The following is a 14883-nucleotide window of genomic DNA, read 5'->3' as shown; positions in this document are numbered from 1 at the left end:
GCAATTGATTTTTATATTCTAAAACGTATTGTTTGTCATTTCGACTGAAAGCAGAAATCGCACTCGTAAATTTACAAAGAGAATCGCCAATCTTTGTCGAGTTTCTAGTGCTATTTGCTTCGCCTATTCGCTATCGCTCGAGTCTCCTTTCAGTCGAAATGACATAAAATGAGAAAAAAACTTTGCGACTTAGAGACTTTGTGGTATATTTTTACATTTCACAAAAACTTATTCAACAATTGCAGGTTTCCTAACGTTCTTTCCGACTTTATTAGTCAAATCATCACCAAGATCTTCTCTGGCAGTTTCGGCTATTTTTTGAATCTCTGCTACAATTTCAGGATATAATTCCTGAACATCACGAACTTCACCCGGATCGTGCGCCAGATCATATAACGCAAGCGGAACTTCGACTACAGCGCCTTTTCCTCGTAAACCACCTTTACCAGTCAGGTTTTTATTGTATGATGTGCTTTTGTGCGGGAAAACCAATTTCCAGTGTTTGTAACGAATGGCTTCAAGATTATTGCTTCCTACACCAAAATAATAATAGAAAGTATCTCTGGGACCTTTATTCGTTTTTCCTGTCAGTAAAGAAAGAAAATCCAGACCATCAATTTTATTTTCGGGCAAAGCAGATTTGGTTATGTCGGCAATTGTTGGTAAAAGATCCATATTCGTCATAAGAGATCCGTTTACAGTTCCGGCTTCTATTTTTCCGGGCCAGCGAATCAAAAACGGAACTCTGGTTCCGCCTTCCCAAGTGGTTGATTTTCCTTCTCTATAACCTCCTGATGATCCTGCATTGTCACCAAAAAAGAGCCACGGACCATTATCGCTGGTTACAATTACAACCGTATTTTTGGTAAGTCCTTCCTGGTCTAAAGTTTTTAATATTTCACCAATAGACCAGTCAATTTCCATAATAACATCTCCAAAAAGTCCCAATTCGCTTTTGCCTTTAAATTTATCTGAAACAGCTAAAGGCGCGTGCGGAAGCGGATGCGTGAGATATAAAAAGAACGGCTGCTTTTTATTTTTCTTGATAAATCCCACTGCTTTTTCGGTAAAAAGTGTAGTTAATTTAGACGCCTCTTTTATGTTTCTAATAGTATCTATAACAGTCGTATTACTGATTAATGGAAGAGGAGGAAAGGTAGAACGCAGATCTTTAGGATCGGTTACCAATGAATAGCCGTCGTAATCAATTGGCCATACATCATGAGAATACGGAATCCCGAAAAACTCGTCAAATCCATAATTTGTAGGCCAGTATGGCAAATTATTTCCTAAATGCCATTTGCCGTAATTAGCGGTTTTATAGCCTGATTTTTTCAAAAGTGAAGCGATTGTTTCTTCTTTTGGATTTAGGGCATGTTTTGCTCCCGGAAGCAGTACGCCCGACATTCCAATTCGGTTTGGATAACATCCTGTCAATAAAGCCGCTCTCGATGCCGTACAAATAGCCTGAGCCGAGTTAAAATTAGTCAAACGCATTCCTTCCTTCGCCACCTGATTAAAGTGTGGAGTAGGGATTCCCGTCATTCCGTAAGGTTCAGTATCTCCATAACCCATATCATCCATATTGATAATAACGATATTGGGTTTTTGGCTTTTACTTTGGGCGGTTATTTTACTGCTAATGAAAGGAATTACTAATAAAAGCAGCATTAGACTTTTTCTCATAATTTGTGTGGTATTTATTGGGATCGCTAACTACAAATATAACCCGCAAAAATGAAAAGTATTCTTCTTGGGATAACTCTTTTGTTTCAAATAAATATAAAATTGTTATTTCCTGAGAGTTGAAACAGGATTATCATGTGAAATATTTTATTTGATATATCAAATAATTATATATATTTGATATATCAAATAAATTTAAATATAACTTATTTAAAATGAAGCAGAAAAATCCAACAGGAACGGTTCTTTATACCATAGAACAGGCTATAAAAGAATATAGGAAAGTTTGCCAAAAAAACATTGAGAAAGTAGTAAGTGATATTACTGTTGATCAATGTTTGGTGTTAATTATTTTAAATGAAAATGAAAAAATTTCTCAAATTGAAATTGCCAAATTAATTTTTAAGGATAACGCTTCCATTACAAGAATTATCGAATTAATGGTTAAAAAAGATTATTTGATAAGAGAAGCAAATGAAATTGATAAAAGAAAATCAAAGCTTGTAATTACAGAAAAAGGCAGGGAAACAATTGTTTTACTAACGCCTGTTTTTAACCTAAACCGTAAAACTGCTCTTGACGGATTATCATTCGACGAAATTGAATTACTGGACAAATTACTGCATAAAATAATTTCAAATTGTAAAAAATAATAAAGATGAAGCAACTTATAAATGTGATATTACTGCTATTATCAATTGGTGTATACGCACAAAAAGAACCTGATTTTACGGAGTTAAGTAAAAAACAAGTTATCGATTCGCTGGGTAAAGAACTCGAAGAATTTTACATTAGACCGAATGCAATTGAAAGTATTCAGAAAAAATTGAAAGAGAATTTTAATGCAGGAGTTTATAAAAACAGTGTAACGCCAAATGAATTTGCCTCAAAACTTACTATGGACCTTTTAGAGGTTAGCAAAGATTTACATTTTAGAGTAATGTATGATCCGGAATGGACTGATCCTCTGCAAAAAAATGAAGATAAAAAGGCACAGGAAAAAATTAAAGCGGCAGAATTAATTGAGGCAAAAAACAGGAATTTCGGATTTCAGCAAGTACGTATTTTAGAGGGAAATATTGGCTATTTAGCATTTGATTATTTTGAAGATCCTGCAATTGGGAGCGAAACAGCCGCTTCTGTGATGCAGTTTTTAAATAATACAGATGCACTGATTATTGATTTGCGTAAAAATAATGGCGGGGCAATGGAAATGGGGCAGTTTATTAGCAGTTATTTTTATTCGAATAAAGAATTACCGCTTTATAAATATTATTATTACGAGAAAAACAGAAAAAAAATTGAAAGAGAAATGTGGCTGCTTCCGTCTGTTCCCGGTAAACGTCTGGCCGATATAGATATCTATATTCTAACAAGTTCCGTTACATTTTCTGCTGCAGAATGGATGAGTTATTCGCTTCAAAATTTAAAACGTGTTACGATTGTGGGCGAAAAAACGGCTGGTGGAGCGCACCCAATAAACCGGGTAGGAATATCAAATGGTTTTTCTGTAAATATACCTTTTGGCGAAGTCAAAGATCCGGTTACGAATCTGGATTTTGAAGGAAAAGGCGTTATGCCGGATGTTTTATGTAAGAGCGAAGAAGCCATAAATACGTCTCATTTATTAGCTTTGAAAAATTTAGCCTTAAAAAATAAAGATTCATTAAATAATCTTAACTGGTTTATTCCGGTTATTAAAAACAGACAAAAACCATTACATGTTGATAATGCTGTTTTAAAATCATATCAAGGCAAATATGGAAAATCTGAATTGGTTTATGAAGGGGATAATTTATATTACAGATGGAATAATATCGTTACTCTTTTATTGACTCCAATTGAAAAAGATTTATTTCTGGTTGATGGAACAGATGAATATCGTATAAAAATTGTTTTCGAGAAAAAATCTTTAACAGCGATAAAAAGAATTTATCATAACGGACAAGAGAGAGTTTATAAAAAAGATAAAGTTTAACCCTTAAAAGCTACAAAGTTTTATCTCAATAAATTGAAAACCCCAATAGATCCTAAAATCTATTGGGGTTTATTATTTTAGCTTATTTTCTAAACTTAAAAAATAAAATTATTGTTAACTTACTGGGATTGCTTTACTGGAAGCATTAGTTTTTATAAAATAAATTCCAGTTGCTTGTTCAGAAATTGAAATTACATTTCCTTTTCCTTGTTTAATTTTACTTCCTGTTGCAGAAAATACAGTCCATTCCAGTTCTTTTGATAAATGGAATATTCCTTTTGATGGATTTGGATAAACTACAATTGCATTTGGTTCTGCATTTGGATTTTCAACTCCAAGGTGGCAGTCGTGAACCATATATGTAACTGTTTTCGTGTTGCTTCCTTCTGAATTGCTTACGGTAAGTGAAACTTCTTTATCTCCTTCTGTAGAATAAGTTACAGTATGAGGGCCAGCTCCGGTTGCTGTTGCAGGCTGAGCGTCAGCACCAAAATTCCATAAATAGTTATCAATTGTACCAATAGAAACGGATGTAAAAGTAACAGGCTCATTTTCGCATCCCATTTGTGGTGTAAACTCATAATCGGCAACTGGGCTGGTAATTCCAGACAATACAAAATCCATTTTGTTTACGTTAATGTCATTTTCATCAAAATATAAAGTAATGACATGATTACCCTGCGTTAAAGGAATATTAGGAACGGCAACAGTCTGCCATGCCTGGAAACCTCCCGTATTTGGGATATTTAAAATTCCGGTAACGTTTACACCGTCTACTTCAAGATGTAATTTTCGGTTAAGGTAAGGCGTTGAAATTCTTAAATTGATGGTATAATTTCCGCTGGTACTTACTCTTGCAGAATATTTCAGCCATTCGTCTTTTGCTACATACGCAAGATTATATCCGCCTTCGTTACACGCTTCAGTTCCTACGCCGTCGCCAGCTCTGTATACATTATCTCCGCCGCCGTTTTTATCCAGAAAAGCACCCGGACCAACATCATAATTTTCTGCTTCAATAATTCCCGGAATCTGAGCAACTAAGCCCTGATATGGTGCATTTTGAAGTACAGTAGCTGTATAAAATGCTGTATAAGTAATTGTTCCTGTTGCTGGCGCCGTAAAAGTTTGATTTGCAGCTCCGCCCTGACTCCAATGGTCAAAATCGTAACGCGTATTTTCAATATACTGAGGCGTTGGTGCATTTAAAGTTTGTACCGCTGCATTTGCCACAACTTGTTTTGTAGAAGGTGCCGTAACTGGTTTTTGATTGAATTCTAAATTAAGCGGAACCGGCGAACTTGTCGCAGTAACATCAACTAAATTAGGTTTAATATCAACAAAAGTAGTAGCAGTTAAACCATCGCTGTCGGTTACTTTTACCGTAAATCTGTACCACACATTTGGTGTTTTTTCTCCTTGATTTGAAGCGGTGAAATCCCCAGATTTTACACCTTGCGGACTTGCACCAGGATGCGAGTGTCCGGCTCCCGGAATATCTTCGTGAAAAAGATCAATACTCCATGAAAATGCACTTGCAGGTAAAGTTCCGTCTTCAACATCTGTTGCAGTGGCTTCAAAATGAACTACATCTTCGGCATTCCATTTTAGTGATGGAAGCGGAGAAACAATCGTTACCGTTGGTTTATTACTAAAAGGTTTTACCGTTAATGTTGCCGGATTACTGGTTACATTTCCTGCTGTATTAGTTACAATAACTTTGTAATCGCCTGCATTTGCATTTGTTACATTAGGAATTGTATAACTTGCTCCGGTTGCTCCGTTAATATCGACATTATTAAACTGCCATTGATAGGTTAAACCTGTTCCGCTTGCCGAAACTGTAAAAGTTACCGGATCTGTTTCCATTATAGTTTGAGAAACCGGATGATTTACAATTGTTGGTGCAGCGGTTGCTATATAGTCTAATTTAATTAATGAACCATTATTTCCGTATTCACAGTAATAAATGAAACCATCATTTCCTAACATCATACCCAATACCTGAAATTGTGGTGCCGAATAAAATTCTGTAGAAACGGGATTCGCAACATTAGGATCAAACCAGCGAATTGCATTTCGGACAAAATCTTTGATAATGAATTTCCCTTGCAAATTAGGATAACGGGAGATTGTTGGATTATACAAAACTCCATTTGTTAAAGCATTTCCAATACTTCCCGTTGCGTAGGTAAATATCGGATTTGTAAATAAATCAGTTTCGGTTTGCATTCCGTCGCCTCCCTGCGGATGTCCCCAGGCATAATTGCGAATTGTTGGATTGCTGATTTCATTAATTTCTTCCCATGAAGTTCCAACATCCAGTACAAATAATTTATCGGCAACAGCATTGGGAACCAGTCTCCACGGATTTCTAAATCCGTAAACCCAGATGCTTTGCCTTTGTACAGAACCGCTTCCGTAAAATGGATTTCCCGGTGCAGGAAGTCCGTCTTCTGTAATACGAAGAATTTTTCCTTTATAAGTGTCTAAATCCTGAGAATTAGTGTTTTGCTGACTGTCTCCAACGGTTACATACAAAAATCCATGGAAGAATTTTAAATCTCCGCCATTATGAAATCCGTTACCAATAGGTTCTAAAAGTAAAATTTCCTGTCTGCTTACTACTTGGTTAGCATTGTCAATTTTGATTCTTTCAATTTTATGTCTGACTTTTTCTCCTGCTGGTTGTATAGAATAAAAAACATAAATGTAACCGTTTGTTGCAAAGTTAGGATGCAGCGTTAATCCAAGTAACCCTTGTTCGTTATCTGTTACGGTAGGAACGGTAAATACATTTGTAACCGTATTGTTTTGAAACACTTTAACAATCCCGCCGCGTTCTGCTATAAAAATTCTTCCGTCAGAAGATTGTTCCAGCGAAAGTCCTTCTTTGATAACCGCAGTAGGAGCAAGGTTTTGCGTGATGTATTGCGAATAGGATTGTGAAGAAATCAATAAAGCAAAAGCTATTATTAGATGACTAAGCAATTTATTTTTAATGTTAAATTGTAGATTTTTTCTCATAATTATTCAGAATTTTTAGTGATTTGGGTAATCAAATTTAAACTTTTTCTGTATAATTATTTAGTTTACTAAAATTTCTTTACGATATCGATTTAGTGATAATGCCACAAAGGCACTAAGGCACAAAGTTTTTTTTACACAATCCTTATAATTATCGGGATCAGGTTAAGTAGATTTTAAAATCATTTTAATCCTTTTAATCTGTGGCAAAAAAACTTTTATTTTCCGATAATTTCTTTTCGGTGTAAAGTTCCCCAGTCTTTTAGGGCCATGATAACATCTCCTAAAGATTGACTGTGCTGGGTGCGTGAATATTCGACCGTTGGCGGAAAAGTATCGTAAACAGTTCTAGTAACAAGTTTATTGATTTCGAGATCTTTTAATTCTTTCGAAAGCATTTTGTCCGTAATTCCGTTGATGTCTTTTGAGATTTCTTTAAAACGTTTTGGTCTGTCAGACAAAGCAATTAAAATGGGTAGTTTCCATCTTCCGCTTAAAACTTCTAAAGCGTCTCTTACAGGCAATAATGCCGCCATGCATTCTTGTGGTTTGCAATCTTTATCTTCTTTTTTGAATGTTCTTACTGCTGTTTTTACTTCTGCTTCCATATATATCACATTACTATCCTCAAGGGTAGCGCTATCCTCGGGGATAGTACTATAAAAGAGATAGCAAATGTAGATAAGTTTGTATCGTAAAACAAATAATTTAAATCATGAGCCAAAAAATTCTACGCATAATTACCAGTACAAACGGAGACACTTCGTTTAGTAATCAATTATCAAATGCTATTATCGAAAAACTAGCAGCACAAACAGAAACGGAAGTACAAACACTAGATCTTACTCAAACACCTTTACCTTATTTAACAGGTTCGCATATTAATGCGGTTTATACACCTGCAGAAGCTCATACGCCAGAACAAACAGACGCATTGAAATATTCTGATGCAGCAATAAAAACGTTATTAGAATCGGATATAATCGTGATTGGTGTGCCTTTATACAACTTCGGAATTCCGGCAGTTTTAAAAGGATGGATCGATCAGGTTGCAAGAGCAGGAAAAACTTTTAGCTATAGTCCGGAAGGAGCAAAAGGATTAGTTACCGATAAAAAAGTATACTTGTCAATCGCTTCCGGAGCTATATTTTCTGAAGGGCCATACAAAAGTTACGATTTCTCGGAATCATATCTTAGAACTGTATTAGGCTTTTTAGGAATGACTGATGTTACAACTTTCCGTGTGGAAGGAACTGCAATTCCTGATTTTGCAGAAAATGCTTTACCAAAAGCTTTATCTTCTGTTGAAGAATTTGCTTTTTAAAAAAGAAAAGAAAATAAAATAAGAAATCTGCTAAATCTGCCAAATCTGCGTGCAAAAAAAAATACTCCCGCAGATTCAGCAGATTCAACGGATTTATAAATGAAATTAAAACCTTATCTTCTGTTGCAGAATTTGCTTTTTAAAAAAGAGAGAAATTAAAAAATCTGCCAAATCTGCCAAATCTGCGTGCAAAAAAAATACTCTCGCAGATTCAGCAGATTTATAAATTTTATTATTTTTCAATAATCATCGTAACGCCTTGTCCTCCTGCGGCGCAGATAGAAACAAACCCTCTTCCTGAACCTTTTTCATTTAATAATTTTGCCATAACGCCAATTATTCTTCCTCCGGTTGCGGCAAAAGGATGCGCGGCTGCAAGACTGCTTCCTTTTACATTTAGTTTTTCCCTGTCAATTGCACCAAGTGTTTTCTTCAAGCCTAATTCGGCACTCAATTCCGGGCTTTCCCAAATTTTCAAAGTTGCCAAAACCTGAGCGGCAAAAGCTTCGTGAATTTCATAATAATCAAAATCCTGTAAATTTAATTCCGCTTTTTCAAGCATTCTGCTGGCAGCAAATAAAGGTGCCAATAAAAGATTCTGCTGATTTTTGACATATTCAATCGCCGCAATTTCGGCAAATGTAATATAAGCCAGGATTGGTAATCCGCGTTCGTTTGCCCATTCTTCGCTGGCTAAAAGTATGCAGGATGCACCGTCAGTTAAAGGAGTTGAATTTCCTGCAGTTAAAGTTCCGTTTGCTTTATCAAAAGCAGGATTTAGTTTAGCCAGTTTTTCTATACTGCTGTCTTTTCTCAGGTTATTATCTCTGTCAAGTCCGTTAAAAGGCGTAATCATATCAGCAAAAAAACCTTCGTCATATGCTTTAGCCATATTCAAATGGCTTTTAAGCGCCAGATTGTCCTGATCTTCTCTTGAAATTTTATAATATTTTGCCGTAATCTCCGTATGTCCGCCCATCGAAAGTCCGGTTTGTGTTTCTTCATTTCTTGGAACTAACGGAGAAAAATCTTTTGGACGTAATTTTAAAAATGCTTTAATCTTTTCACCCAATGATTTTGCCTGTCTGGCTTTAAGCAGCGTTTTTCTCAAATTTTCACTTACGGCAATTGGCATATCACTAATAGAATCGACTCCTCCGGCAATTCCAGATTCTATTTGTCCAAGCGCAATTTTATTGGCAATATAAACTGCACTTTCAATTCCGGTATCGCAGGCTTGCTGCAAATCGCAGGCTGGGGTAGCGGGATCGAGAGCGGTTTTCATAACACATTCTCTAATCATATTCATGTCATAAGAATGTTTTATTACGGCACCTCCGGCAACTTCGCCTAACAGTTGTCCCTTTAAATTATATTTATCAATAAGCCCGTTTAAGGCTGCGGTCATCATTTCCTGATTTCCAACATTTGCGTAAGCGGTATTGGCTCTCGCAAACGGAATTCGATTATAACCTACAATAGCAACTTTTCTAACTGTTTTTGTGGTATTCATTGATTTATGTTTTTTGTTGTGGAAATTTATTTTGCGGATTAAAGATAAGTATACTTCCTCAATTATTTGCTTTCTCCTGAAGTTTATAAAGTTATAAGTGTAAAAATATCACTAAATGATCTTAATATTTTATATTTATTTAGAATAATTAAAAATAATTTGGAAAACCCGGCATTACCGTTTACTTTTGCCAAACAAAACTTAAAATAGTACTAAAATGAGTATAAATATCATTAAGAAAGTTTGTTTTTTGATGGTTCTTTTGACTTCACTAAATGCAATGAGTCAGGAATTAGGAAAAGTAAACGGAAAGATTTCTTTAAGCGGTAACGAACCAGTGCCGGGTGTTTCAATAGTTCTAAAAGGAACAAGATATTCTGCAGTTACAAATGACAACGGTCAATATGAAATTAAAAATGTTAAACCGGGTTCTTACACTATTAGTGTTCGTGCAGTTGGAATTCATGCCGTTGAAAACACAATCGTAGTAACGGCAAAACAAACTACTACCAAAAACTTTACACTTTCTGAAAGTCAGGAAGATCTTGATGAAGTTGTCATTACAAAAAATAAATACAAACAAGACAAACCTTCATTATCATTACGTCTTCAGACTCCGGTACTTGAAATCCCACAGAATATTCAAATCGTAAGCGGACAAACTTTAAAAGACCAGCAGATTATCAGTATGAGTGATGGAGTGATCCGTAACGTGAGTGGTGCTGTGCGCTTAGAACACTGGGGAGATATGTATACGAATATTACAATGCGTGGTTCACAAATACAGGCTTTCCGTAACGGATTTAATGTAGTTACTTCTTTTTGGGGACCATTGACAGAAGATATGAGTTTTGTGGATCATATCGAATTTGTGAAAGGACCAGCAGGATTTATGCTTTCGAGTGGTGATCCAAGCGGACTTTATAATGTTGTGACTAAAAAGCCAACTGGAATTACCAAAGGAGAAGCTACTGTTATGGCTGGAAGTTTTGATTTTTACAGAGCAAGTATTGATCTTGATGGAAAATTTGATAAAGAAGGGAAGTTTTTATACCGTTTTAATGGTGCTTTTCAAAAGAAAGGTTCTCACAGACCGTTTGAACACAATGATCGTTATGTAATTGCTCCGGTACTTTCGTATCAAATTGATGATAAAACAAAAGTTACTTTAGAGTACAACTACCAAATGGCTAATATGACTGAGGTTGGTTCTTATTATATTTTTGGAGCTGACGCTGGAGGATACGCAACTTTGCCAAGAAATTTTACTATGACACAGCCGGGTCTGCCAGATACAAAAATGAACGATCACAGCGGATATTTTACATTTGAACATAAATTTGATGACAACTGGAAACTTACTGCACAAACATCATATTTTAAATATCTGCAAAAAGGATACAGCTCATGGCCAACAGGCGTGGGGCCCGGACCAGTGGATTTAGATTATGATGAGATACCTGACGGAACTCTTGGGTATGGTGAAATTATACGAAATGTTGGTATTTGGGATGCGGAAAGCGACATGTTTTTAGGACAGATTTTTGTTAATGGTAAATTCAATACAGGACCTGTTTCTCATAAAGTATTAGGAGGAATAGATGCAGGAAATAAAGAATACTATGCAGATTTTTACCAATCACATGATTTAGATACTTTTGATAATCCGTTTAATATTTTTGCACCAAATTATGGAATGCCGGCAAACGGACTGCCTGTTTTTAATCGTGATACGCCGCTTAAGGAGAGATCTTTTGGCGGTATGATTTCAAAATATACAGCTGCTTACATTCAGGATGAATTAGGTTTCTTTGAAAATAAATTGAGATTGACTCTTGCGGCAAGATATACATGGATTAATCAGGCAAACTGGGGCGATGTTCAAGAAGATACTCACATTACACCTCGTGTTGGTATTAGTTATTCTATAACGCCAAGTACATCGGTTTACGGATTGTACGATCAGGCTTTTACGCCTCAATCAGGAATTATTCAAAATGGAGATCCAATTAAACCTCTTACTGGAAATAATATCGAGTTTGGAATTAAGAAAGATTGGTTTGACGGATCATGGAGTACTACAGTTGCTGCTTATAGAATTTTGAAAGAAAACGAATTGACTTCTGATCCTGCTAATGGACCTAATGATGTATTTAAAGTTGTATTAGGAGAAAAAAGAGCACAAGGTATAGAAGTTGATCTTAGAGGAAAAATCTTTGACGGTCTTAATTTAATTGCAAATTATGCTTTTACAGAATCTATAGTTACAGATTCTAATGTTCCAAGTATTATACAAGGTTCTACTGTACCGGGTTTCTCTAAACATGTTGCAAATGCATGGCTAAATTATACTCTTGTAAATGGTAAGTTAAAAGGATTTGGAGCGTCTATTGGAGGTACATACCTTGCAGGAAGACAAACAGATACTTGGGCTGCCGGACTCGAAAGACTTCCAGAATATTTTAAACTTGATGGTGGTTTATCTTATGAGATTGGAAAAATGAAATTTACAGCGAATGTATTTAATATTTTAGATAAATATCTGTACAGTGGTTCTTATTATGCTTCAACTAATATTAATGCTTACTATTGGCAGACAGAACAACCAAGAAACTTCAGATTTGGCGTAACATACAAATTCTAAAAATATTTGATTGTTCTAGTTGAAAAATTACAATTAAAAAAGAAAGCATCCGCTAAAACGGATGCTTTCTTTTTTATAGGTTCAAAGGTTCAGAGCGGCAAGGTTCAAAGTTTTTTTGAAAATTTGCCCACGGATTTGACGGATTAAACGGATTTACGCAGTTTTATATTTTCCATACGTTAGATAAAAAAGAACCAGCGTAAATCCGTTTAATCCGTGTAATCTGTGGCCCAAAAACTACACAAAGTATTACCCTTTCTTAATCAAAGGAATTAGTTTTGTTCCGATGAGTTCTATGGCGTTCATTAATTGAGAATGCGTTAATCCCGCGTTGTCCATTTGGAACGTAAATCTTTCAACACCGCCAAGCGCTTCGCTGTGACGTAAAATTTTCTCCAGCTCTTTCAGGACTTCCCACAATTAAAACACCCAAATCATCAATTAATCCGTCAAATTTACCTTTTGTTACCGGAGGCCAGCCTCTCTCATATCCTAATTTTGTCCACAATTCGGCATAACCCGGATAATATTCTTCAACAGCTTTTTCGGTTGTATTCGAAACGTATCCCGGCGAATGCAGTCCAACTTTTAATTCGTGCGGTTTAAAACCAGTCGCTTTTCCGGCTTCACGGTATAAATCAATCAAAGGTCTAAAACGATGTGTTTGTCCGCCAATAACGGCAACCATTAAAGGCAATCCTAAACTTCCGGCTCTTACAAAAGATTCCGGAGTTCCGCCAACACCAAGCCAAATCGGCATTTTTTCCTGTAAAGCTCTCGGGTAAACCGGAAGATTATTCAGTTCAGGACGAAATTTTCCGTACCAAGTTATAAATTCGTTATCTCTAACCTGCAAAAGCAATTCAAGTTTCTCCTTAAAAAGCGCATCATAATCCTTAAGGTCATATCCAAAAAGCGGATAAGCTTCAATAGCAGATCCGCGCCCGACAACAATTTCGGCTCTGCCTTTTGAAATTAAATCCAATGTCGCAAAACTTTGATAAACGCGTACAGGATCGGCGGCACTTAGAACCGTCACCGCACTTGCCAAACGAATATTTTTTGTTCGAGCCGCAGCCGCACTCAAAATTACTGCTGTTGCCGAATCCAGAAATTCTTTTTTATGATGTTCTCCAATTCCAAAAACATCCAATCCAGCCTGATCTGCAAACTCAATTCTCTGCAGCAGTTGTTCCATCGCGTCAACACTACTCAAAGTATTGCTGTCGCCGTACATTGCCGAAGCAAAACTATCGATTCCTATTTCCATAAATTTTTCTAAATTTCAATGACAATGTTAATATCAATATCAAATTCCAATTTTTAAACCCCAAATCCCAAATTCCAAAATCTACATTCTAAAATCTAAAATCTAAAATTTTCTAATGTGAAAACCCAAATGAAATACTAGTTATAATAATCAGAATAACAATCAGCGTGATCACTACATATAAATAATCTTTCTCGATCAAAAAAGAGAAAAGAGAAAGTAAAACCCTGAAAACGGGAGTTAAAAACAATAATATGATTCCGAAGAAGATTAAAAATTCGCCGCTTCCCGAAATTACACCATTTACAACCGACGAAATTACTTCAAATATATTTCGGTCATTTTCTTTAAAAACAGAATAATCTTCAATGTCATTTCCGTGGTGCATCAAATAAACGATTCCGCCAATAAAAGCTACTGATAATGAAATCCAAACGCCATAGCGTAATAAGTTTCCAATAATGGTTTGAAAATCTTTTTCTCCAAATTTTTCGTGCGTCATAACTTTAGATTTTTCCATTAAGTCCATTATAAATCATATTAACTGCTAACACAAAAATCAAGCATGCGAAAAATATTCTAAGTTTTTTAGGATTTGTTCTAACCAAAATTTTTGCTCCTGCCATTGCGCCAAACAAAACGCCAATAACAACCGGCATACAAATTCCCGGTTCGATATATCCTTTTTGAATGTAAATTACAGAACTCGCCATTGCTGTAACACCCATCATAAAATTGCTGGTTGTGGTAGAAACTTTAAACGGAATTCGCATAATATTATCCATCGCAATAACTTTAAAAGCACCAGAACCAATTCCTAGTAAACCAGACATCATTCCGGCAATTCCCATCATACTGAAACCGCCAATAACATTTTTAGTTCCGTAGCTCACGACTTGTCCGTCGTGCGTTGGGTAAGTTCCCTGAAGTTTTAAGCTTTTAGCCAGCGGACTTGATTCTAAAACAATATGTTCTTCTTTTTTGCGAAGCGAATTTATAGCCGAAAAAATCAACGTAAGTCCGAATAAAACAGCGATGAATGAAGTAGGAGCAATGGTAGAAAGTAAAGCACCGCAAACGGCTCCGATTGTTGTTGCGATTTCCAGAAAAATCCCGAGGCGCATATTGGTAATTCCTTCCTTAACATAAGCCGCCGCAGAACCCGAAGAAGTCGCAATTACCGAAACTAAAGCGGCTCCAATTGCATAATGAATATCAACACCAAGAATAATTGTGAGAAGCGGAATAATTATTATACCTCCGCCCAAGCCTGATAATGAACCAATAAAGCCAGCTAAAAAAGCACCAAGCAGCATTATCAGGGTAAAAGTAAGTACTGTCATTAAGATAAATTTTGTTTGATGCTAATTTACGAATACATATTTGTTCGGAATGAGTTTACGACCTTAAATATACCTTAAAAATGTTTTTTTAGTTTTCA

General features: G+C 35.8%; 10 protein-coding genes and 1 pseudogene. 4 read left to right on the top strand and 7 right to left on the bottom strand.

Translation table 11 applies throughout. The features are described 5' to 3' along the window. Positions 1–228: 228 nt before the first annotated feature. Entirely contained in the window at positions 229–1686 is a 1458-nt protein-coding gene (locus tag FLAPXU55_RS12300; protein ID WP_180857901.1) for a sulfatase family protein, read from the bottom strand. A 215-nt stretch (positions 1687–1901) separates the two neighbouring features. Here FLAPXU55_RS12300 and FLAPXU55_RS12295 point away from each other — a divergent pair, with 215 nt between their 5' ends. Both FLAPXU55_RS12295 and FLAPXU55_RS12290 read left to right on the top strand, forming a co-directional pair. Continuing rightward, a complete protein-coding gene (locus FLAPXU55_RS12295) occupies positions 1902–2339 on the top strand; it encodes a MarR family winged helix-turn-helix transcriptional regulator (protein ID WP_180857900.1) in 438 nt (145 codons plus the stop codon). A gap of 5 nt (positions 2340–2344) precedes the next feature. Then, positions 2345–3664, top strand: a complete 1320-nt coding sequence (locus FLAPXU55_RS12290; protein ID WP_053470319.1) for a S41 family peptidase — start codon at positions 2345–2347, stop codon at positions 3662–3664. A 114-nt stretch (positions 3665–3778) separates the two neighbouring features. On the opposite strand, the gene FLAPXU55_RS12285 is transcribed toward FLAPXU55_RS12290, so the two are convergent. Together FLAPXU55_RS12285 and FLAPXU55_RS12280 are read right to left on the bottom strand one after the other, a co-directional pair. Further along, positions 3779–6691 carry a PQQ-dependent sugar dehydrogenase gene (locus FLAPXU55_RS12285; protein ID WP_180857899.1) on the bottom strand — a complete coding sequence of 971 codons (2913 nt, stop codon included), beginning with the start codon at positions 6689–6691 and terminating at the stop codon, positions 3779–3781. A 218-nt stretch (positions 6692–6909) separates the two neighbouring features. Further along, complete coding sequence (locus FLAPXU55_RS12280) at positions 6910–7299, bottom strand: winged helix-turn-helix transcriptional regulator (RefSeq protein ID WP_082356351.1); 390 nt, start codon at positions 7297–7299, stop codon at positions 6910–6912. A gap of 107 nt (positions 7300–7406) precedes the next feature. On the opposite strand from FLAPXU55_RS12280, the gene FLAPXU55_RS12275 reads away from it, so the two are divergent. Beyond that, on the top strand, positions 7407–8015 hold the full coding sequence (locus FLAPXU55_RS12275; RefSeq protein ID WP_180857898.1) for an FMN-dependent NADH-azoreductase: 609 nt from the start codon (positions 7407–7409) through the stop codon (positions 8013–8015). 232 nt (positions 8016–8247) lie between these two features. On the opposite strand, the gene FLAPXU55_RS12270 is transcribed toward FLAPXU55_RS12275, so the two are convergent. Continuing rightward, positions 8248–9528, bottom strand: coding sequence for an acetyl-CoA C-acetyltransferase (locus FLAPXU55_RS12270; protein ID WP_180857897.1), 1281 nt, complete (start codon positions 9526–9528; stop codon positions 8248–8250). Positions 9529–9745: 217 nt separating this feature from the next. On the opposite strand from FLAPXU55_RS12270, the gene FLAPXU55_RS12265 reads away from it, so the two are divergent. After that, a complete protein-coding gene (locus FLAPXU55_RS12265) occupies positions 9746–12172 on the top strand; it encodes a TonB-dependent receptor (RefSeq protein WP_180857896.1) in 2427 nt (808 codons plus the stop codon). Positions 12173–12421: 249 nt separating this feature from the next. Here the strand turns inward: FLAPXU55_RS12265 and FLAPXU55_RS12260 are convergent. From FLAPXU55_RS12260 to FLAPXU55_RS12250, 3 genes and pseudogenes are all read right to left on the bottom strand, one after another. Then, a pseudogene (locus FLAPXU55_RS12260) lies at positions 12422–13442 on the bottom strand (LLM class flavin-dependent oxidoreductase). A gap of 112 nt (positions 13443–13554) precedes the next feature. Continuing rightward, positions 13555–13962 carry a DUF1634 domain-containing protein gene (locus FLAPXU55_RS12255; protein ID WP_180857895.1) on the bottom strand — a complete coding sequence of 136 codons (408 nt, stop codon included), beginning with the start codon at positions 13960–13962 and terminating at the stop codon, positions 13555–13557. Beyond that, positions 13949–14785 carry a sulfite exporter TauE/SafE family protein gene (locus tag FLAPXU55_RS12250; protein WP_073481851.1) on the bottom strand — a complete coding sequence of 279 codons (837 nt, stop codon included), beginning with the start codon at positions 14783–14785 and terminating at the stop codon, positions 13949–13951. The genes FLAPXU55_RS12255 and FLAPXU55_RS12250 overlap by 14 nt, the downstream gene beginning before the upstream one ends. Positions 14786–14883 lie beyond the last annotated feature (98 nt).

This window comes from Flavobacterium panici, from assembly GCF_903819335.1.
GTDB classification, from domain to species: Bacteria; Bacteroidota; Bacteroidia; order Flavobacteriales; family Flavobacteriaceae; genus Flavobacterium; species Flavobacterium panici.
This window is presented reverse-complemented; position numbering and strand designations above follow the sequence as displayed.

Coding starts and splice junctions, on each gene's coding strand:
- FLAPXU55_RS12300 (WP_180857901.1), bottom strand. CDS start 1,686: ATGAGAAAAAGTCTAATGCTGCTTTTATTAGTAATTCCTTTCATTAGC.
- FLAPXU55_RS12295 (WP_180857900.1), top strand. CDS start 1,902: ATGAAGCAGAAAAATCCAACAGGAACGGTTCTTTATACCATAGAACAG.
- FLAPXU55_RS12290 (WP_053470319.1), top strand. CDS start 2,345: ATGAAGCAACTTATAAATGTGATATTACTGCTATTATCAATTGGTGTA.
- FLAPXU55_RS12285 (WP_180857899.1), bottom strand. CDS start 6,691: ATGAGAAAAAATCTACAATTTAACATTAAAAATAAATTGCTTAGTCAT.
- FLAPXU55_RS12280 (WP_082356351.1), bottom strand. CDS start 7,299: ATGGAAGCAGAAGTAAAAACAGCAGTAAGAACATTCAAAAAAGAAGAT.
- FLAPXU55_RS12275 (WP_180857898.1), top strand. CDS start 7,407: ATGAGCCAAAAAATTCTACGCATAATTACCAGTACAAACGGAGACACT.
- FLAPXU55_RS12270 (WP_180857897.1), bottom strand. CDS start 9,528: ATGAATACCACAAAAACAGTTAGAAAAGTTGCTATTGTAGGTTATAAT.
- FLAPXU55_RS12265 (WP_180857896.1), top strand. CDS start 9,746: ATGAGTATAAATATCATTAAGAAAGTTTGTTTTTTGATGGTTCTTTTG.
- FLAPXU55_RS12255 (WP_180857895.1), bottom strand. CDS start 13,962: ATGGAAAAATCTAAAGTTATGACGCACGAAAAATTTGGAGAAAAAGAT.
- FLAPXU55_RS12250 (WP_073481851.1), bottom strand. CDS start 14,785: ATGACAGTACTTACTTTTACCCTGATAATGCTGCTTGGTGCTTTTTTA.